The organism is Ensifer sp. Root954, assembly GCF_001429005.1.
GTDB classification, from domain to species: domain Bacteria; phylum Pseudomonadota; class Alphaproteobacteria; order Rhizobiales; family Rhizobiaceae; genus Ensifer; species Ensifer adhaerens.
The window spans coordinates 315,074-333,628 of record NZ_LMJM01000027.1; the positions used below are offsets into that span (position 1 = coordinate 315,074).

The 18,555-nt window shown below is 62.7% G+C and carries 20 protein-coding genes; 7 read left to right on the forward strand and 13 right to left on the reverse strand.

What is annotated here, in order from left to right:
• Nucleotides 1-124 precede the first annotated feature (124 nt).
• The 4 genes from rpsD (at nt 125) to ASE71_RS23405 (ending at nt 3,675) form a co-directional block, all read left to right on the forward strand.
• Nucleotides 125-742, forward strand: coding sequence for a 30S ribosomal protein S4 (gene rpsD, locus ASE71_RS23390; protein WP_034794529.1), 618 nt, complete (start codon nt 125-127; stop codon nt 740-742).
• Nucleotides 743-895: 153 nt separating this feature from the next.
• Nucleotides 896-1,843: a glutaminase gene (locus ASE71_RS23395; protein WP_060520738.1), complete on the forward strand. Its 948-nt coding sequence runs from the start codon at nt 896-898 to the stop codon at nt 1,841-1,843.
• Nucleotides 1,844-1,972: 129 nt separating this feature from the next.
• Nucleotides 1,973-2,854, forward strand: a complete 882-nt coding sequence (ttcA, locus tag ASE71_RS23400; RefSeq protein ID WP_034794511.1) for a tRNA 2-thiocytidine(32) synthetase TtcA — start codon at nt 1,973-1,975, stop codon at nt 2,852-2,854.
• A complete protein-coding gene (locus ASE71_RS23405; RefSeq protein ID WP_034794509.1) occupies nt 2,851-3,675 on the forward strand; it encodes an inositol monophosphatase family protein in 825 nt (274 codons plus the stop codon). Before ttcA ends, ASE71_RS23405 begins: the two co-directional genes overlap by 4 nt.
• 78 nt (nt 3,676-3,753) lie before the next feature.
• On the opposite strand, the gene ASE71_RS23410 is transcribed toward ASE71_RS23405, so the two are convergent.
• From ASE71_RS23410 to purL, 6 genes are all read right to left on the reverse strand, one after another.
• Nucleotides 3,754-5,046, reverse strand: a complete 1,293-nt coding sequence (locus tag ASE71_RS23410) for a multidrug effflux MFS transporter (RefSeq protein WP_034794494.1) — start codon at nt 5,044-5,046, stop codon at nt 3,754-3,756.
• Between the two features lie 81 nt (nt 5,047-5,127).
• Nucleotides 5,128-6,366: a multidrug effflux MFS transporter gene (locus ASE71_RS23415; RefSeq protein ID WP_060520739.1), complete on the reverse strand. Its 1,239-nt coding sequence runs from the start codon at nt 6,364-6,366 to the stop codon at nt 5,128-5,130.
• Between the two features lie 475 nt (nt 6,367-6,841).
• Complete coding sequence (grxD, locus tag ASE71_RS23420; protein ID WP_034794485.1) at nt 6,842-7,180, reverse strand: Grx4 family monothiol glutaredoxin; 339 nt, start codon at nt 7,178-7,180, stop codon at nt 6,842-6,844.
• Between the two features lie 131 nt (nt 7,181-7,311).
• Nucleotides 7,312-7,557: a hypothetical protein gene (locus tag ASE71_RS23425; RefSeq protein ID WP_060520740.1), complete on the reverse strand. Its 246-nt coding sequence runs from the start codon at nt 7,555-7,557 to the stop codon at nt 7,312-7,314.
• Nucleotides 7,558-7,563: 6 nt separating this feature from the next.
• On the reverse strand, nt 7,564-7,797 hold the full coding sequence (locus ASE71_RS23430) for a BolA family protein (protein WP_034794447.1): 234 nt from the start codon (nt 7,795-7,797) through the stop codon (nt 7,564-7,566).
• 225 nt (nt 7,798-8,022) lie between these two features.
• Complete coding sequence (gene purL, locus ASE71_RS23435) at nt 8,023-10,254, reverse strand: phosphoribosylformylglycinamidine synthase subunit PurL (protein ID WP_060520741.1); 2,232 nt, start codon at nt 10,252-10,254, stop codon at nt 8,023-8,025.
• Between purL and ASE71_RS35910 the strand changes: the two genes are divergently transcribed.
• A complete protein-coding gene (locus tag ASE71_RS35910; protein WP_156400741.1) occupies nt 10,241-10,408 on the forward strand; it encodes a hypothetical protein in 168 nt (55 codons plus the stop codon). The genes purL and ASE71_RS35910 overlap by 14 nt on opposite strands.
• 43 nt (nt 10,409-10,451) lie before the next feature.
• On the opposite strand, the gene ASE71_RS23440 is transcribed toward ASE71_RS35910, so the two are convergent.
• Both ASE71_RS23440 and ASE71_RS23445 read right to left on the reverse strand, forming a co-directional pair.
• Nucleotides 10,452-11,033 (reverse strand): acyloxyacyl hydrolase, encoded by a 582-nt coding sequence (locus tag ASE71_RS23440; protein ID WP_060520742.1) that lies wholly within the window; start codon nt 11,031-11,033, stop codon nt 10,452-10,454.
• A 92-nt stretch (nt 11,034-11,125) separates the two neighbouring features.
• Complete coding sequence (locus tag ASE71_RS23445) at nt 11,126-12,544, reverse strand: PLP-dependent aminotransferase family protein (RefSeq protein ID WP_034794440.1); 1,419 nt, start codon at nt 12,542-12,544, stop codon at nt 11,126-11,128.
• A gap of 130 nt (nt 12,545-12,674) precedes the next feature.
• Here ASE71_RS23445 and ASE71_RS37065 point away from each other — a divergent pair, with 130 nt between their 5' ends.
• Nucleotides 12,675-12,881, forward strand: a complete 207-nt coding sequence (locus ASE71_RS37065) for a DUF1127 domain-containing protein (RefSeq protein WP_060520743.1) — start codon at nt 12,675-12,677, stop codon at nt 12,879-12,881.
• A 93-nt stretch (nt 12,882-12,974) separates the two neighbouring features.
• Here the strand turns inward: ASE71_RS37065 and ASE71_RS23455 are convergent, their stop codons facing one another.
• The 4 genes from ASE71_RS23455 to purC form a co-directional block, all read right to left on the reverse strand.
• Nucleotides 12,975-13,382: a hypothetical protein gene (locus tag ASE71_RS23455; RefSeq protein WP_034794436.1), complete on the reverse strand. Its 408-nt coding sequence runs from the start codon at nt 13,380-13,382 to the stop codon at nt 12,975-12,977.
• Between the two features lie 54 nt (nt 13,383-13,436).
• Nucleotides 13,437-14,108, reverse strand: a complete 672-nt coding sequence (gene purQ / locus ASE71_RS23460; protein ID WP_034794430.1) for a phosphoribosylformylglycinamidine synthase subunit PurQ — start codon at nt 14,106-14,108, stop codon at nt 13,437-13,439.
• A gap of 168 nt (nt 14,109-14,276) precedes the next feature.
• On the reverse strand, nt 14,277-14,519 hold the full coding sequence (purS, locus tag ASE71_RS23465; RefSeq protein ID WP_034794427.1) for a phosphoribosylformylglycinamidine synthase subunit PurS: 243 nt from the start codon (nt 14,517-14,519) through the stop codon (nt 14,277-14,279).
• 17 nt (nt 14,520-14,536) lie between these two features.
• On the reverse strand, nt 14,537-15,301 hold the full coding sequence (gene purC, locus ASE71_RS23470; RefSeq protein WP_034794646.1) for a phosphoribosylaminoimidazolesuccinocarboxamide synthase: 765 nt from the start codon (nt 15,299-15,301) through the stop codon (nt 14,537-14,539).
• Nucleotides 15,302-15,633: 332 nt separating this feature from the next.
• On the opposite strand from purC, the gene ASE71_RS23475 reads away from it, so the two are divergent.
• The gene (locus ASE71_RS23475) at nt 15,634-15,948 is read left to right on the forward strand and encodes a DUF1476 domain-containing protein (RefSeq protein WP_034794424.1); all 315 of its coding nucleotides are present in this window, start codon (nt 15,634-15,636) and stop codon (nt 15,946-15,948) included.
• A gap of 59 nt (nt 15,949-16,007) precedes the next feature.
• Here the strand turns inward: ASE71_RS23475 and ASE71_RS23480 are convergent, their stop codons facing one another.
• A complete protein-coding gene (locus ASE71_RS23480) occupies nt 16,008-18,530 on the reverse strand; it encodes an EAL domain-containing protein (RefSeq protein WP_060520744.1) in 2,523 nt (840 codons plus the stop codon).
• Nucleotides 18,531-18,555: the final 25 nt, after the last annotated feature.

The following is an 18,555-nucleotide window of genomic DNA, read 5'->3' on the forward strand; positions in this document are numbered from 1 at the left end:
GTGGCTTCTCCGTCTGCGTGATCGTGAGAAACCTGTCAGAGCCCCGAAAATGGGTTCAGAGGAGGGCGTGTTTCCTTGATCCGGTTTGGAAACAGGCCGGTGTAACTGTTTGAAAGGAAATGCGATGAGCAAGCGCGAATCGTCCAAGTACAAAATTGACCGCCGTATGGGCGAAAACATCTGGGGCCGTCCGAAGTCCCCGGTAAACCGCCGCGAATACGGCCCGGGCCAGCACGGCCAGCGCCGCAAGTCCAAGCTCTCGGACTTCGGTGTACAGCTGCGCGCCAAGCAGAAGCTCAAGGGCTACTACGGCGACATCCGCGAGAAGCAGTTCCGCGCGATCTTCGCCGAAGCTGACCGCCGCAAGGGTGACACCCCGGAAAACCTGATCGGCCTGCTCGAATCGCGCCTCGACGCGATCGTCTACCGCGCCAAGTTCGTTCCGACGGTCTTTGCTGCCCGTCAGTTCGTCAACCACGGCCACGTCAAGGTCAACGGCGTCCGCGTCAACATCGGTTCCTACCGTTGCAAGCCGGGCGACGTCATCGAAGTCAAGGAAAAGTCCAAGCAGCTCGTAACCGTTCTCGAATCGGTTTCGCTCGCTGAACGCGACGTTCCGGACTACATCGAAGCCGATCACAACAAGATGGTCGCGACCTTCGTCCGCGTACCGGTTCTCTCCGACGTGCCTTACGCCGTCGTCATGGAACCGCACCTGGTCGTCGAATTCTATTCGCGTTAATCCGAGGCTCACGCCTTGTAACGTTTCGAAAGCCGCCCGGAAACGGGCGGCTTTTTTGTCAGTGCCGATCAGCATCCGCGCTACCGCGGACCCCAGCGAATAAGCGCCTTATCGTCGCCTCGATCCGAAAGCGATGACCAAGAGGGAAGCCCGATGCCCGAAGAGCAGAAGCCGCAGGATCTGCAGGCGATCATCGACGACATTCATCGGGACCTGAGCCCGCGGTTCGGCCAGGGCAAGGTCGCCGACTACATTCCACAGCTCGCGCGCGTGGACGCCAAGCATTTCGGCATGGCGATCGTGACCACAGGCGGCCAGATCTATCGCGTCGGCGATGCCGAGGTGCCGTTCTCGATCCAGAGCGTTTCCAAGGTTTTCACGCTGACGCTGGCGCTCGGCAAGCACGGCGAGAACATCTGGCACCGTGTCGGCCGCGAGCCCTCAGGCTCCGCCTTCAACTCGATCGTCCAGCTCGAGCAAGAGGGCGGAAAGCCGCGCAACCCCTTCATCAATGCCGGCGCCATCACCATCAGCGACCTGATCCTTGCCGGCCATACGCCGCGGGAACTGATCGGCGAGATCGTGCAGTTCGTCCGTTATCTCGCCGACGACGACCAGATCGTCATCGACCATGAGGTCGCGCGTTCGGAGACGGCCACCGGTTATCGGAACTTCGCGCTTGCCAATTTCATGCGCTCCTTCGGCAAGCTCGACCACCCCGTCGACCACGTGCTCGGCGTCTATTTCCATCACTGCGCGCTTTCCATGACCTGCAGCCAGCTTGCGAAAGCCGGGCTGTTTCTGGCCGCCGGCGGCAGCAATCCGCTGACCGGCCATAACGTCGTCTCGCGCCAGCGGGCGCGGCGCATCAACGCACTGATGCTGACCTGCGGCCACTATGACGGCTCGGGCGATTTTGCCTATCGCGTCGGCCTGCCGGGAAAGAGCGGCGTTGGCGGCGGCATTCTGGCGGTGGCGCCTGGCAAGGCGTCGGTTGCCGTCTGGTCGCCTGGCCTCAACGAAAACGGCAATTCGCTGCTCGGATCGCTGGCGCTCGAAATGCTCGCGGCGCGCACTGGCTGGTCGGTCTTCGGTCCCTGAACTCCTCCGACTAGGGCGATCTGCACGGTGCGGCCGATTTCCCTTGATCTTGACGGCTGGAGCAGGCAAGTGCTGGCCCAAGATTAGCCGGGCGCCGGTTGCGCCTGCCTGCCGCACAGGATCCCCGCCATGGACCTTTCGCTCAACGCGTCGCAAGACCAGGCCGAAACCATTTTTGAGACCGAAATCGACGCCGGCGCGCATCCGTTGTTCAGCCGTATGCCGTCCTCCGTCTCGTTTAACAAGCTGCGCAAGCGCCTTCTTCGCCAGACCCGCCAGGCGCTCGACGACTTCGGCATGCTGAAGGGCGCCAAGCGCTGGCTGATCGGCCTTTCCGGCGGCAAGGACAGCTACAGCCTGCTGGCGCTGCTCATGGACCTGCAATGGCGCGGGCTGCTGCCGGTGGAGCTCATTGCCTGCAACCTCGACCAGGGCCAGCCGAACTTCCCCAAGCACATCCTGCCGGAATACCTGGCATCGATCGGCGTCAAGCATCGCATCGAGTATCGCGACACCTACTCGATCGTGAAAGAGAAGGTGCCGACGGGGGCGACCTACTGTTCGCTCTGTTCGCGGCTGCGCCGCGGCAACCTCTATCGCATCGCCCGTGAAGAGGGCTGCGACGCGCTGGTGCTCGGCCACCACCGCGAGGACATTCTCGAAACCTTCTTCATGAACTTCTTCCACGGCGGCCGGCTGGCTTCGATGCCGGCAAAGCTCTTGAACGACGAGGGCGACCTGATGCTGCTTCGGCCGCTCGCCTATGCGGCCGAGGACGATCTCGCCAAGTTCGCCGCGGCCATGGAGTTTCCGATCATCCCGTGCGACCTCTGCGGCTCACAGGACGGCCTCGAGCGCAATGCGATGAAGGCGATGCTGGCCGATATCGAGCGACGCATGCCGGGCCGCAAGGACACGATGCTGCGGGCGCTTGGCCACGTGAACCCGTCGCACCTGCTCGATCCCAAGCTGTTCGATTTCCAGTCCCTCACACCGGAGCCTAAAGAATGAGCCATTCCGTCGACATTGCCGGCCTTGCCAATCTGCTGCAGGAAGCGGCGGTCAAAGAGATCCTGCCGCGGTTTCGCAATCTTGAAGCCGGCGACGTCAGGGTGAAATCGGAAGCGATCGACCTCGTAACCGAAGGCGACGAGGCGGCCGAACGGCTGATCAAGGCACGCATCGAAGACGTCGCGCCGGGCGCACTTTTCGTCGGCGAAGAATCGGTTGCGGCCGACCCGGCGCTGCTCGACAAGCTCGCCGATGCCGATCTCGCCGTCGTCGTCGACCCGATCGACGGCACCTTCAATTTCGCCGCCGGCGTGCCGCTCTTCGGCGTTATGGCAAGCGTCGTCGCCAAGGGCGAGACGGTTGCCGGCATCATCTACGATCCGCTCGGCAACGACTGGGTGATCGCCGAGAAGGGCTCCGGCGCCTGGATGTGCCGCGCCAATGGATCGCAGGAGCGCCTGTCGGTCACCGCAGGCGTGCCGCTCGAGGCCATGGTCGGCGGTGCCTCGACCGGTTTTTACAAGCAGGAAGCACGCCGCGAAGTCATGGCCAACATGGCCAAGGTTCGCATTGCCACCAGCTACCGCTGCGCCGCGCATGAATATCGCATGCTTGCCGGCGGTCACATCCACTTCCTGATGTACCAGAAGCTGATGCCGTGGGACCACCTGGCCGGCACGCTGATTTCGCAGGAAGCCGGCGCCTATGCCGCCCGCTTCGACGGCTCGCCCTATCTGCCGTCGCATCTCAATGGCGGCCTGCTGCTTGCCACCGACAAGGAGAGCTGGGAGACGCTGCGCCGCGAGGTCTTCACGGTCTGAGCCGTACGAAGCAGCCCAAAATAAAAAGCCCGCCCGGATCGCTCCGGGCGGGCTTTTTGTTTGCCTTACGGCGGCCGGTTACATATGGCCGCCGCCGTGATCCATGCTGACGTCCTTGTCGCCGGGATGGGTGAAGAGCTTGCCCTTCTCGGCCCAGAGCGTTGCCAGGATGGTCAGGGCCCCGAAGAGGGCGAAGCCGCCGAACAGCGGCTGCAGCGTGCCGTTGAAGAGCTGGCCGACGGCGCCGCCGATGAGCGCGCCACCGGTCGTCGAGACGAAGCCGGTGATCGCCGTAGCGGTGCCGGCAAGGTGACCCATCGGCTCCAGGCTGATCGCGGTGAAGTTCGTCGCGATGACCGCGAAAAACATCAGGAGCACCGAGAACATCAGATAGCTGACGACGAAGGCCGGCGTGCCGGAGAGCGACATCACGAAGCCCGCGACCGAGATCAGCGTAAACAGGATCATCGAGACATGCGAGATGCGGCGCATGCCGAAGCTGCGGACGAAGAAGCCGTTGGCGAAGTTGGCGACAGCAATCCCGCCGGCCGTACCTGCAAAGGCGATCGGCAGCCAGTCACCGAGGCCGTAGACCTCGCCGAAGATCTGCTGGACCGTGACGATGTAGGCGCAGATGACGGCGGTAAACATCGTCATGCCGATCATGTAGCCGCAAGTGATGCGGTTGGTGAGAACGGTCTTGAAACCCGACGCGACCGCACCGACGGAGAGCGGCATGCGCTCTTCGCGCGGCAGGGACTCCTTCATGCGGGAAAAGGCCCAGACGAAGAGGATTGCGCCGATGACGCCGATCAGGATGAAGATCCAGTGCCAGTTGGCATAGAGGATGACGAGCTGGCCGATCGACGGAGCGACGATCGGTACGATCATGAAGACGATCATCACATAGGACATGACGCGCGCCATCTCGCGGCCGCCGAAGCAGTCGCGCACGATCGCCATGGTGGTGATGCGGATGGCCGCAGCACCGATGCCCTGGATGAAGCGCAGGATCAGCAGCGTCTCGAAGCTCTGGGTGAGGGCGGCGGCAAACATCGACACCGTGAAGAAGGCGAGGCCGCCGAGCAGCACCTTGCGGCGGCCGAAGGCATCAGACAGGCTGCCGAAGAAGATCTGCGAGATGCCGAAGCCGAGGAAGAAGACGCCGATCACCAGCTGGCTGTCGTTGGTGTTGGCGACGTTCAGCGACTGGCCGATTGCCGGCAGAGCCGGCAGCATGCTGTCGATGGCGATGGCGACGCTCGCCGTCATGACGGCGATGGTGATGATGAATTCGACGATGCCCATGTTGAGGCGCTCGGCCCCCGAGACCCCGTCGACATGTTCGGATTGATTGGTGATGGTGGACATTGGGAAAACCCGTAAATTCAATCTTTGGAAAAGGCTGGCCGGCCGTTTAGAGCGCGACAGCGACAGTTGGCGCTTTAGAGATCAGCCGGCCGGCTGATGGTGCGGTTTGAACAGCTTGCCGCGTTCGGCGATGAGCACGAAGACGAGGCCGATGGCCGCGACGGTGAAGTAGCCGGTGGCAAGCGGGGTGGCCGTTCCGTCGAAGGACTGGCCGATGAAGGCTCCGATCACGCTCCCGCCGATCGTCTGCATGAAGCCGAGAACCGAGGACGCCGTGCCGGCGACATGGCCGAGCGGCTCCATGGCCATGGCGTTGAAGTTTGGCGCGATCAGCCCGAACTGGAACATCGTGGCGCAATAGAGGACCACGAAGACCGGGAAGGGCAGCGGCGCATAGAGCGAGGCCGACATCCAGATGAAGCTTGCGAGCGTAAAGCCGCAGAGGGCCGCATGGGACAACGGCCGCATGCCGAAGCGGCGGACGAGGCGGGAGTTGGTAAAGGAAGCGACCGCCATCATACTCGCGAAAGCCGCAAAGACAAGCGGAAACCACACGCCCAGATCGTAGACGCCGACCAGCACCTGCTGCGCCGAGTTGATGAAGCCGAAGAGCGCGCCAAGGATAACCGAGGTCGCGAGCGTATAAAGCAGCGACAACCGGTTGGTCAGCACGATGCGGAAACCGCTGAGGATTACCGACGGCGTGAAGGCGCGGCGGTGGGCCGGATCAAGCGTTTCGCCGAGCTTCGACAGCACGATTGCGATGTTCATCACCGCATAAAGCGCGACGATGACAAAGATCATATGCCACTCGGCAAAGCTGATGATGAGCTGGCCGATCGACGGGGCGATCACAGGCACGATCATGAACACCATCATGACCAGCGACATCACCTCGGCCATCTGCCGGCCGCCATAGACGTCGCGGACGATCGAGATAGTGATGACGCGCGTAGCAGCCGCACCCGCGCCCTGCACGAAGCGAAGGGCGAGCATGAGGCCGAAGGTCGGCACCATGGCAATTGCCACCGCACAGACGGCATAAAGGGCAAGGCCCGCCAGAAGCGGCGGCTTGCGCCCGAACCGGTCCGACAGTGGGCCGAAGAACAGCTGCGCCACCCCCATGCCGAGCAGGTAGGCGGTGATGATGTATTGCCGCTCGTTTTCCGACGCCACGCCCAGGCTGGCCCCGATTTCCTGGAGGCCCGGCAGCATGATGTCGATCGAAATCGCGTTCGTCGCCATCAGTGTGGCCATCAGCGCGATGAACTGGAATTTCGTGAGGCCGGGCAGGGCATCGTCGTTGGTCGTGCTTGTCATTTCAAAAGTCCTAGCGGCGCGGTGGGCGCCAAGCGAAACAGGTCTGGGTCCGGACCGCTCCGGAAAAAGAAGGATGTCGGCTGGCTAAATGCCGGTCGGCACAGGGATGTCAGGCGGGAGCGACCGGGAAGCCGCACCACATGGACCGGGCCTGCAGGAAGCGGCGGGAGCATCGATTGGCAGCGACGGGGTCATTTCCGTGCCGGGAGGCCGGAGCGGGAACCGCTGCTGCTTATGCCGAACGATCGCGACTGCTTCATGACAGGCCGAAAATGCGGCCCCAGGCCTCGCTGCAGAACGCCGGAAACGTTTCAGGAAGGAAGCCTGCTTTCACAAACATTCAAACGGTCATTGCGCGAACCAAGCGCGCAAAGCCTTTGGGAAGACAACAAAAATCGAGATCCGGACGGAACGTCCGAATCAAAAAAGGCGGTTGCCCGCCTTCTCCGATGGATCGGGACAAGGCGTCCTTGGATCAGGCGACAGCGCCCTTGACGGCGATACCCTGCTCCGAAAGGTGGGACTGAAGTTCGCCGGCCTGGAACATCTCACGCACGATGTCGCAACCGCCGACGAATTCGCCCTTGACGTAGAGCTGCGGGATCGTCGGCCAGTTGGAATAGTCCTTGATGCCCTGGCGCAGGTCCGCGTCGGCGAGCACGTTGATGCCCTTGTAGTCGACGCCGATGTAGTCGAGAATCTGGACCACCTGACCGGAGAAGCCACACTGCGGGAACTGCGGCGTACCCTTCATGAAGAGCACCACATCGTTCGTCTTGACTTCGTTGTCGATGAATTCGTGAATTCCGCTCATCCTGTCTTCCTTCCTGCGCCGGCTTCAAGGGCCGGATATCGATTGGGCCTTAGATAGCATGCATATTGGTGATTTTCACCACCCAATCGCAACAAATATTGATGGGCCTCAAGATGTGGTTTTAATACCACTCAAGCCGTGCGGCGCCGCGTCTTGCTGCGCGCCGCCGAGGTTTTCCGCCGGCTGACCTGTTTCTTCGCCGGCTTGCGGATGGCGGCTTCAAGGATATCCGCGAGGATGCCGCCGCCAGAGGCCGCCGGCCGCGTCCGGCGCTTCGTCCGCTTGGTGGTCGTGCGCTTGACGCCGGTCTTCCTCAGAATTTCCTTGAGCGCGCTGTCAACGACGCCGCTGACGAGTTCCTTGATCAGGTCAGCCACGCCAGCTTACTCCGGCGCGCTCGTCTGAAGTGCCAGGGCATGTAGCACGCCGCCCATATTGCCCTTCAGTGCGTTGTAGACCATCTGGTGCTGCTGCACGCGGCTCTTGCCACGAAACGCCTCGGCCACGACTTCGGCGGCATAGTGGTCGCCGTCACCGGCCAGATCGCGGATCGTGACCTTGGCTCCGGGAATCCCCGCCTTGATCATGTCTTCGATGTCGCCTGGTGTCATGGGCATGATACGCCAACTCCCTTTTTATTCTGCAACGTCAGCAGCCTGCCGACGTTGTCCATGAAACAAGGGAACCACGATTCAGGGGCGGAACGCAATTGCTGAATTGGGTGAGGGAGGGTAGTTGCCAGCGCTGACACGATCAAATGATCGCCGTCGGCAGCGCCTGCAAGCAGGCACGCAATAGGGGTGACGGGAGCCGCAGAAAGTGCGGCTCCCGTCATCGATCTCTCAGTTTTCAGGCGCGAGGTCGCCCTGCATGAAATCCGGGAACCAGCCTTCATGGGCGGCGCGGAGATCCGCAACCGAGACGGCCCTGGCGTCGCCAAGCTTGACGGCGTCGCCGCCGGTCTTGCCGATGACGGGGAGCGAGACGCCGGCAGCCTTGGCACGAGCGGCAACCGCGTCGAGCGCGCCGGCGGCAACCGTCACGACGTAGCGACCCTGGTCTTCGCCGTAGAAGGTCGCGATCGGATCATGGCCGGCAACAGCGTCGACCGAGGCGCCGATGCCCGAAGCCATCGCCATTTCGGCAACGGCAAGTGCCAGGCCGCCCGACGAGCAATCGTGCACGGCGGTTACAAGACCGTCGACGATCAGGCCGCGGACGAAGTCGCCAACCTTGCGCTCATGCGCCAGATCGACATGGGGCGCCGGGCCATCGGTGCGGCCGTGAACGTCGCGCATATAGACCGACTGGGCGATGTGCGAGCCGAGACCGGCCGGAGCGCCGGCGACGAGGATCGTTTCGCCTTCAGCGGCAAAGCGGATGCGCGCCATCTTCGACCAGTCCTTGATCAGGCCGACACCGCCGATGGTCGGGGTCGGCAGGATCGCCTGGCCGTTTGTCTCGTTGTAGAGCGAGACGTTGCCCGACACGATCGGGAAGTCGAGTGCGGTGCAGGCTTCTCCGATGCCCTTGATGGCATGAACCAGCTGGCTCATGATCTCAGGGCGTTCCGGGTTGCCGAAATTGAGGTTGTCGGTGGCTGCCAGCGGCAGCGATCCGGTTGCCGTCAGGTTGCGCCAGCATTCGGCGACCGCCTGCTTGCCGCCTTCGTAAGGATCGGCTTCGACGTAGCGCGGCGTCACGTCGGAGGAGAAGGCAAGCGCCTTGGAGGCATGACCTTCGACGCGCACGACACCGGCGTCGCCGCCCGGCAGCTGCAGCGAGTTGCCCTGGATCAGCGTGTCGTACTGCTCGTAAACCCAACGGCGCGACGAATTGTTGGCCGAACCGACGAGCTTGACGAGCGCGTCGGCGACGTCGGCTGCCGGAATGTCGTTGGTTGCGAGCGGTGCCGCGGTCTTGGCCGGGGTCCAGGGACGATCATATTCCGGCGCTTCGTCGCCCAGTTCCTTGATCGGCAGGTTCGCAACCTCTTCGCCCTGGTGCAGGATACGGAAGCGCAGGTCGTCGGTCGTCTTGCCGACGATTGCGAAATCGAGGCCCCACTTGACGAAGATCGCTTTGGCGACCTCTTCCTTGGCGGGCTCGAGCACCATGAGCATGCGCTCCTGGCTTTCCGACAGCATCATTTCATAGGCGGTCATGCGCTCTTCGCGCACCGGAACGGTGTCGAGGTCGAGCTCGATGCCGAGGTCGCCCTTGGCGCCCATTTCGACGGCCGAACAGGTGAGGCCGGCTGCACCCATGTCCTGGATGGCGATGACGGCGCCGGTCGTCATCAGCTCGAGGCAGGCTTCGAGCAGGCACTTTTCGGTGAAGGGGTCGCCGACCTGAACGGTCGGGCGCTTCTCTTCGATCGACTCGTCGAACTCGGCGGACGCCATGGTCGCGCCACCGACGCCGTCGCGGCCGGTCTTCGCACCGAGATAAACGACGGGAAGGCCGACGCCTTCGGCCTTGGAGTAGAAGATGGCATCGCTCTTGGCGAGGCCGGCGGCAAAGGCGTTGACCAGAATGTTGCCGTTATAGCGGGCATCGAACTCGACTTCGCCGCCAACGGTCGGAACGCCGAAGGAGTTGCCGTAGCCGCCGACACCGGCAACGACGCCGGAAACGAGGTGGCGGGTCTTCGGGTGGTCGGGCGAACCGAAGCGCAGCGCGTTCATCGCTGCGACGGGACGGGCGCCCATGGTGAAGACGTCGCGCAGGATGCCGCCGACGCCCGTTGCCGCGCCCTGGTAGGGCTCGATATAGGACGGGTGGTTGTGACTCTCCATCTTGAAGACGACGCAGTCGCCGTCATCGATGTCGACCACGCCGGCGTTTTCGCCCGGGCCCTGGATGACGCGCGGCCCCTTGGTCGGCAGCGTGCGCAGCCACTTCTTGGAAGACTTGTAGGAGCAGTGCTCGTTCCACATGGCCGAGAAGATGCCGAGCTCGGTGAAGGTCGGCTCGCGCCCGATCAGGCCGAGGATGCGCTCGTATTCGTCAGGCTTCAGCCCGTGCGATGCGATGAGGTCCGGGGTAATGGGGCGGGTGTTGGAAATCGTCATCGTCGACCGTCAAATCCTTCGGGCGGCGCGCAATCCACTAATGAGGAATATGGCGCGTGCGAACCGCAACAGAAACAGGGGGCGCTTTGCGGCTTCTTTAACCTATGCTGCGGCGCGGCGCGACAGAAAAATACGGGCGATCAACAGCGGTTGATGCCCGTATGAAGCTTTGTTGAGCGCGACTGCGCAGGCCTGCGTCAGAACTTGTAGCCGAGGGCGAGGCCGGCGCGTGTCAGGCCGTTGTTGGGACCGTCGCAGAGATTGGCATGCGACGCATGTTCAACGGTCGCCGAGACGTTCCAGTGTTCGTCGAGGCGCACGCCCGCGGCGGCGTATTCGCGGAAGAGGAAGCGGCAGCCGAGTTGCGGACCGGAACCGTTGGGATCGTCGAGATCGCCGTCGTGAACCGTGCCGCCCGCGCCGAACTCCACGAAGAGGCGTTGCGTCATGTCGAAGGTCCAGCTCAGGCCGGCATAGGCCTGGTTGACGCCGTTCGACGACGTGGCCACGGCAGCACCGGTATAGACGCGTGGACGCAGCAGCTTTTCGCCGAGATCCGCGGCGCCGTCCGCATTGAACGGATCGAAGTAGAGCGTGAACGACGGAAACACGCCGTCTTCCTGCTTGCCGCCGCTGGCGATCGATGTCGTCACGCCGAAGCGCATTTCGTCGAAGACACCATCTTGAGCCGCCGCCGGCGCGGCGATGACGGAGGTGGTCGTGACGAAAAGAAGGGATGCAATCAGGCGGGACGGAACCGGGCGAAGCGATAGCGGCATGCGAAATCCTTGAGGGCGAATCATCTACGCAAGACTGCTAAAACAGTATGATGCGGAAGCTTGCGCGAAAGTCACCCCGTCGATTTCGATAGTCACTCGAAACTGTCGTAGCCGGCTCGGCCGCTGTCGAGCAGCCGCTTCAGCGTCTGGAATCCGGCTCTCACCTCGGCGCGCTGCGGTGGCGAGGAAAAGCCGATGCGGATCCGATGGAAGACGCGATCGGTACGGCCGGCCTTGAACTCGTCCTCGTCGTCGACGAGCACGCCTTCCTGAAGAGCCGCCTGCTTGAAGGTTCCTGACAGCCAGGGGTCAGGCAACTTCATCCAGAGGAACGGAATGCAGGGATGGGACGCGAACTCGATACCCTCAAAGACCTCGCGCGCCATTGCTTCGCGGGCGCGAACCTCCTCGATGCCCTGGCTGCGCAAGGCTGCAGCCGAGCCGGAGAGCACCAGCCGGGCGCAGAGTTCCGCCAGGATGAACGGCAGGCCGCCGCTGACCATCTTGTGGGCGATGCGGATGCGCTGGCCGAAATGCGGAGGGCAGGCGACCCAGCCACCGCGAACGCCTGCGGCAACCGACTTCGAAAGACCGCCGACGAGGAAGGTGCGTTCGGGCGCAAGCTCGGCGAGCAGCGGCGTTTGATCGCCGGTCATGGCGCCGTAAAGATCATCCTCCACCAGCCAGACGCCGTATTTGCGGGCGATATCGGCGATCGCCTGGCGGCGGGCGAGCGGCATGACGGCCACTGTCGGGTTCTGCGCGCTCGGCATCAGGAAGGCGAGCTTCGGATGCTGCTGCGCGCAGACGCGCTCGAAGTCGTCGGGGATCATGCCGAAGGCGTCGGATTCGACCAGCGTCGTGCGGCGACCAATCAGGCCGGCGCTGCGGCTGACCTGCGAATAGGTGAGCGTCTCGAAGGCGATGCGGTCACCTGGGGCCGTCACCGCCGCGATTACGGCAACGACGGCCGCATGCGCACCGAGCGTCGGCACGATGTTTTCGGGCTTAGGACGAAACCCTCCGCGCGCCAGCCATTGGCAGCCTGCCTCGAACCAGTGATCCGGGAAGTTCCGCGCGTAGCTGGCAATATCGGCGTGATGCTCGTGACTGATTTCGCTCAACACTTCGCTCAGCACCGTTCCCTGGCCGATATCCGGCGCGGCGGTGCTGTCGAACCTGAGCTTGCCAACGGGCGCGACCAGGGGCCGGGTGCCGGCAAGGGACGTCGTCAGCGGGTCCGCCTGCTCCGGCGGCCGGCTTTCGGGATGGTCGAGCACATAGGTGCCGCGCCCGACTTCGCCGCTCACAAGCCCGCGCTCGCGGACAATATTGTAGGCGCGCCCGATCGTGCCGATTGTCACCCCGATATCGTAGGCGAGGTTGCGTTGCGGTGGCAATTTGGCGCCGACGGGCAAGGCCCCGTTGCCAATTGCCAGTTCGATTTGATCGGCGATCCGTGCGTAGAGCGGACCGTGACCCTGCTGAATGTCGGGGAGCCAATTTGTCATAGTGACAATTCTTTAGATTACAGCGGAAAATATGTCAATTATCACCAAGACAACGATAGCAATCGCTGCATTGGGATTGTCAATGAGTACAATAGATACAATTTGTTTGTCCCGCTCGGAAGCGACGTCCGTGGGCTGCACCGGCACATTACTGGGCGGCGACTATTCGGACGAACGCGATGGTCTGCTGAAGCGGCTTTGGACCCGCTATTGCGAGCTGGCGGCGAAGCGACGCGGCCGGTTGGCGCTTGAGGAGATGAGCGAGTGGCAGCTCAAGGATATCGGCGTTTCGGAGAAGGACGCGCGTCAGGAATCGACTGTCCCATTCTGGCGCTAACCGATCGGATAGGACCGACTGTCCGAAATGCAAAGGGCCGGCAACCTTGAGGTCAACCGGCCCTTTAATCAATTCGACAAGTTCAGCTTGGGGCTATTTGCAGCCCTGTCCGCCAGCGGCCCAGCGCTTGATGTCTGCGGCCATGCGCGTTCCCGTCGGCTCGCTCATCAGCGGCCCGAAGGCCTGCAGGCGGGCCGGATTGCCCTCGGCCTGAACGACGGCGAGGGGGCGTGCCTCCGGCGACTTGCGCGGCACGATCAAGATGCGCGGACGGCCGGAGAAGGAATTGAGCTCGGGCGCCAGGCGATAAGACTTGAATTCCGCATCGCCCGACTTGAACCAGCAGCTGTTGGCGCCGAGCGCCACGCGCTCCATGGTCGGCAGCGCCGCCGTGTTCGGGCTCGGGGCCGGCGGCTTCGGCGATTGGCACGAGGCCAGAAGCATTAGGCCGAAGGCCGTGCAGGCAAGGCCGGTCAGGCGTGCAGGGGCAAATGAAGGCATCGACGGTCTCGCTCGCAAATGGGAATGGGTCGGATGCCTTCTACAGCCCGATGGTTAAGCGGCGATTACTTCGAGCGCAGACGCGAAGAGGCCGCGGCCGTCGGAACCGCCATGGGCGGCTTCGATCAGGTTTTCCGGATGCGGCATCATGCCGAGAACGTTACCCGCAGCGTTCATGACGCCGGCGATATCGTTCATCGAACCGTTCGGATTGGTGCCTTCGGCGTAACGGAAGACCACCTGGCCATTGCCTTCGATCGTCTTCAGCGTCTCGGCATCGGCAAAGTAGTTGCCGTCGTGATGGGCGACCGGCGAACGGATGACCTGGCCCTTGGAATAGGCGCGGGTAAAGTCGGTGTCGGCGTTGACAACTTCGAGCTTGATCTCGCGGCAGACGAATTTCAGCGAGGCATTGCGCATCAGCGCGCCGGGCAGGAGGCCGGCCTCGACGAGGATCTGGAAGCCGTTGCAGACGCCGAGAACCTTCACGCCCTTTTCGGCCTTGGCCTTGATCGCCTGCATGACCGGCATGCGTGCAGCGATCGCGCCGCAGCGAAGGTAGTCGCCATAGGAGAAACCGCCGGGAATGACGATCAGGTCGACATCCGGAATCTCGGTCTCGGTCTGCCAGACGGTGACAGGCGCCTTGCCGGAGATCTTGGTGAGGGCCGCGATCATGTCGCGGTCGCGGTTGAGGCCCGGAAGCTGGACGACGGCTGACTTCATATCTCTGTCTCCGATACGGCGAGATCAATCTTGATGGCGCGCTCCGAAGAGCTGGCATCTGCTGCGACTATGGCAGCGGCGTTCCCGAGGGGACCAGCGGCTGCTCCGGCATTTCGTAACGTCTGGTTCCGCGCCCGAAGACGCGGAACGATTCCGTCGCCTGCAGGATCAGGCGAAGGAGATGCTGTAGTTCTCGATCACCGTGTTGGCGAGCAGCTTTTCGCACATGGCCTTGAGGTCTTCCTCGGCCTTGGCCTTGTCTGCGGATTCGATCTGCAGGTCGAAGACCTTGCCCTGGCGAACCTGGCCGATGCCGTCGAAGCCGAGTGCGCCGAGCGCACCTTCGATTGCCTTGCCCTGCGGATCGAGAACGCCGTTCTTCAGCGTCACGGTTACACGTGCCTTGATCACTTTGATTTTCCCCGAAGTTACTTCACGAGAACCGGACCGGTGCCGCGCACGGGTTCGTTCTCATTCATGATGCCGAGACGGCGGGCGACTTCCTGGTAGGCCTCGACGAGGCCGCCGAGGTCGCGGCGGAAACGATCCTTGTCGAGCTTCTCGCGCGTCTCGATGTCCCAGAGACGGCAGCTGTCCGGCGAGATCTCGTCGGCAAGCACGATGCGCATCATGTCGCCTTCGAACAGCCGGCCGCACTCGATCTTGAAATCGACGAGCTGGATGCCGACGCCGAGGAACAGGCCCGAGAGGAAGTCGTTGATGCGGATGGCGAGCGCCATGATATCGTCGAGTTCCTGCGGGCTTGCCCAGCCGAACGCGGTGATGTGCTCTTCGGAGACCATCGGGTCTTCGAGCGCATCGGCCTTGTAGTAGAACTCGATGATCGAGCGGGGAAGGACCGTGCCTTCCTCGATGCCGAGACGCTTGGCCAGCGAGCCGGCGGCGACGTTGCGCACGACGATCTCAAGCGGGATGATCTCGACTTCCTTGATCAACTGCTCGCGCATGTTGAGGCGGCGGATGAAGTGCGTGGGGATGCCGATCTTGTTGAGGTGCGTGAAGATGTACTCGGAAATCCGGTTGTTCAGCACACCCTTGCCGTCAATGACGTCGTGCTTTTTCTTGTTGAAGGCGGTCGCGTCGTCCTTGAAGAACTGGATGAGCGTGCCCGGCTCTGGACCCTCATAGAGGATCTTGGCCTTGCCCTCGTAGATACGGCGGCGACGATTCATGGATTTTGTCTCTGTAGTTGTTGGCGCTCTCGGGACGCGCGTGGAACATCTCTCGGGGTCCATAGCCGAAAAGAACCGATTTCACAATCGGCGTATCTGCCCGTTCCCCTGATTTGCATGGGGCGCCGCGCGCCTTCTCAAAGTGCGCCAAGGTTGCTGCCGCCTCACGAAGCGGCGATGTCCTGATCCTTGATCAAATGCGATCTGAGGAACCGCACAAAGGGTAACATGAAAGTCATCAAACCGGAAAAGTTCACATTGCAGTTTGACCCGCGTTTTGATTTATGGCGATAAACTGATTTCAGACATGGAATTCTCAGGGAGATTGATTGATGACGTCGATGCAGGATCGCGAAAAGGCCTTCGAAGCAAAGTTTGCGATGGACGAAGAGCTTAGGTTCAAGGCTGAAGCGCGTCGCAACAAGCTGCTCGGTCTGTGGGCCGCCGGCCTGCTCGGCAAGGCCGACGCCGACGCCTATGCCAGCGAAGTGGTGGCTGCCGATTTCGAAGAAGCGGGCCATGAAGACGTCGTTCGCAAGATCAAGGCGGATTTCGACGCGGCAGGCGTTGCCCAGACCGAAGAGCAGATCCGCGTGCGGATGCTCGAACTGCTCGGCGAAGCCGTCCAGCAGCTCCAGAGCAAGTAAGCCGAAAGGCTGTTGCCGCATTCATTGAAGCGCCGCCCGTCCATCTGGCCGGGCGGTTTTTATTTGTCCGGACCGCCGAACACCGGCTTCCAGCCGCGGCGCAAACGCTGCTCCAGCTCCAGCCGATCCATCGGCCTCGCAAGCGCATAGCCCTGCAGCACGTCGCAGCCGAGGTCCCGCAGCATCGCCGCGTGCTCCCAGGTCTCCACGCCTTCGCCGACGACAGCGATGTTGAGCGAGTGGCCGATGTCGACGATCGCCCGCACCAGCTTCGCCTGCTTGGCACCTTCGGTCATCGGTCCGACGAGCGCCCGGTCGATCTTGAGCCGGGCCGGATTGAGGTTGAGCAGGCCGATGATCGAGGCATGCCCGGTGCCGAAATCGTCAATCTCGATTTCGATGCCGAGGTCACCGAGTGCTGAAATGGTCCCGGCGATTTCGTCTTCCGGGTCATCGAGGAAGATGGACTCGAGCAGCTCGAAGGAAAGGATGCCCGGCGGGATCCGCATGTCGCGCAGATCGGCGATCAATCCTGGGTCGCGCAGCCGCGGCGACGACATGTTGACCGAGATCTTGGGAACGCCGAGCCCTTCGTTTTGCCAGGACTGAAAGTCGCGATAGGCGAGCTCGACCACCTTCCTGTCGATCGCCGGCAGGACGTTGATCTCTTCGGCCACCTTCAGGAAATGGAAGGGGGTGAGGATGCCGCGCTCCGGGTGGTTCCACCGCACCAACGCCTCGACGCCGGATATCTCCAGCGAGCGCGCATGGAACTGCGGCTGGTAATAGACGGTGAACTGCCCTTCCTCGATCGCCTGGCGAATATCGTCGCCGATGCGCTTGGCGTTGAGGATCTGGGTTTGAATGAGCTCGGAGAACACTTCGACGCGATCGCGCCCGACGCTCTTTGCCCGATAGAGGGCGATGTCGGCATTCATCAGCAGCTGTTTGGCGTCGATGTCTTCGCCCCCCTTGAAGGCGATGCCGATGCTTGCGCCCAGGCGGCAGAGCTGACCGTCATAGGGAATGGGGCGGCGGAAGGCATGGACGATGCGCTCGGCAAGCTCGGTCAGCTGCGGCAGGTCGCGGTCCCGGCGGCAGAGGATGACGAACTCGTCGCCGCCGATGCGGGCGATAAAATCGTCGTGGCGGGCGTGGGCACGCAGGATCGCGGCCGCATGCGTCAACATCGCGTCTCCGGCCTGGTGTCCGAGCGTATCGTTGATCTGCTTGAAGCGGTCGAGATCGATATGCAGGATCGCGTTGACTGCGACATTCTCCGTCAGCATCTGATCCAGGTAGCGACGGTTGGGCAAGTCGGTCAGGTAATCGTGCAGCGCGTTGTACTCGATCCTGATCCGCGCCTGCTCGAGTTCACGGTTGCGCGCTTCGGCCGAGGCTTTCGCCTGGCGCAGTTCTTCCTGCAGCGCGATGTCCTCGGTAACGTCCCAGTTGGCGCCGATGAGCTTGCGCGTTCCGAGATGATCGACATAGGTCGCGGCATTGGAGCGGATGTGGCGGACGGAACCGTCCGGGCGCACGATACGGAAAGCATTGCTGTAGGGTTTACCCGAGGCGATGCCTTCGTTGGTTCTGAGGACCACGGCATCGCGATCGTCGGGGTGAAGGGAGTTTTCCCAGGTCTCAGAGCTTGGTGCGCCATCGGCGGGGTCGAGACCATAAATCTCGAACATGCGCTCGTCCCAGTCGTCGCGCAGTGCATCGAGATTGAAGTCAAACACGCCAATCTTCGAGACGCCGAGCGCCAGCCTCAGTCGGCGGGAGACCTCCTCGAGCCGGGCCTCGGCCTCCTTGCGGGCGGTGATGTCGGTATCCGTCCCGATGATGCGGCTCGGCCTGCCATCCGGCCAGTAGGCAACCGAGGCGCCGCGGCTTTCGATCCAGATCCAGTGACCGTCGGCGTGACGCTCTCGATACTCGAAAGTGTTGAAGATCGCCTCGCCGGAATCCTGCCGCTCGATCGCGGCGCGCACATGCGCATGATCGTCGGGGTGAACGTTCTGGATCCAGTTTTCAAGGGTACCATCCACCTGGGCGTCTTCGGACAACCCACGAAGCCGCCTCCAGGTGGCCGAGTAAAACAGGTCTCCGGTTTCGAAGTCGTGATCCCAGACACCCTCAAGCGCGCCGTCCAGGGCATATTTCCAGCGGGTCTCGTCGTTGCGCAATCCGGCGATCTCGTTGACGAAGTCATCGGCCGGCAGCATCAGCAGCAGCGAGGCGGCTTCATCCGCGAACCGCACCGGCGAACAGGCAACGAGCATCGGCACGGAGCGGTCGGGACCAAGGAAATGGATCGTCTCGGCGACCGTCGATGTGGCGCGCGGCGGCACGCGCGACCGGTCCTCTTCCGCCACGAAGTCATTCAGAAAGGCGTGTCGCAACTGTACAAGCGTGCGGCCGAACACTTCGCCGGCAAGGACGTTAGCGGCCAGGATCCGTCTGTGCGCATCGACAACGACAGCGCCTGCCGGCAACCGTTCCAAGGTGGCCTGCGTCAGAGCATCCGGATGCGCCGGTGCGCCTTGCGCACCTTTGGTGAGACGTTCGTTTACGGCCACTTCCCATGTCCAGTATCTGCGGCCG

Excerpts from the sequence above, each read along its gene's own strand:
- rpsD (WP_034794529.1), top strand. The coding sequence starts at position 125 with ATGAGCAAGCGCGAATCGTCCAAGTACAAAATTGACCGCCGTATGGGC.
- ASE71_RS23395 (WP_060520738.1), top strand. The coding sequence starts at position 896 with ATGCCCGAAGAGCAGAAGCCGCAGGATCTGCAGGCGATCATCGACGAC.
- ttcA (WP_034794511.1), top strand. The coding sequence starts at position 1,973 with ATGGACCTTTCGCTCAACGCGTCGCAAGACCAGGCCGAAACCATTTTT.
- ASE71_RS23405 (WP_034794509.1), top strand. The coding sequence starts at position 2,851 with ATGAGCCATTCCGTCGACATTGCCGGCCTTGCCAATCTGCTGCAGGAA.
- ASE71_RS23410 (WP_034794494.1), bottom strand. The coding sequence starts at position 5,046 with ATGTCCACCATCACCAATCAATCCGAACATGTCGACGGGGTCTCGGGG.
- ASE71_RS23415 (WP_060520739.1), bottom strand. The coding sequence starts at position 6,366 with ATGACAAGCACGACCAACGACGATGCCCTGCCCGGCCTCACGAAATTC.
- grxD (WP_034794485.1), bottom strand. The coding sequence starts at position 7,180 with ATGAGCGGAATTCACGAATTCATCGACAACGAAGTCAAGACGAACGAT.
- ASE71_RS23430 (WP_034794447.1), bottom strand. The coding sequence starts at position 7,797 with ATGCCCATGACACCAGGCGACATCGAAGACATGATCAAGGCGGGGATT.
- purL (WP_060520741.1), bottom strand. The coding sequence starts at position 10,254 with ATGACGATTTCCAACACCCGCCCCATTACCCCGGACCTCATCGCATCG.
- ASE71_RS23440 (WP_060520742.1), bottom strand. The coding sequence starts at position 11,033 with ATGCCGCTATCGCTTCGCCCGGTTCCGTCCCGCCTGATTGCATCCCTT.
- ASE71_RS23445 (WP_034794440.1), bottom strand. The coding sequence starts at position 12,544 with ATGACAAATTGGCTCCCCGACATTCAGCAGGGTCACGGTCCGCTCTAC.
- ASE71_RS23455 (WP_034794436.1), bottom strand. The coding sequence starts at position 13,382 with ATGCCTTCATTTGCCCCTGCACGCCTGACCGGCCTTGCCTGCACGGCC.
- purQ (WP_034794430.1), bottom strand. The coding sequence starts at position 14,108 with ATGAAGTCAGCCGTCGTCCAGCTTCCGGGCCTCAACCGCGACCGCGAC.
- purC (WP_034794646.1), bottom strand. The coding sequence starts at position 15,301 with ATGAATCGTCGCCGCCGTATCTACGAGGGCAAGGCCAAGATCCTCTAT.
- ASE71_RS23475 (WP_034794424.1), top strand. The coding sequence starts at position 15,634 with ATGACGTCGATGCAGGATCGCGAAAAGGCCTTCGAAGCAAAGTTTGCG.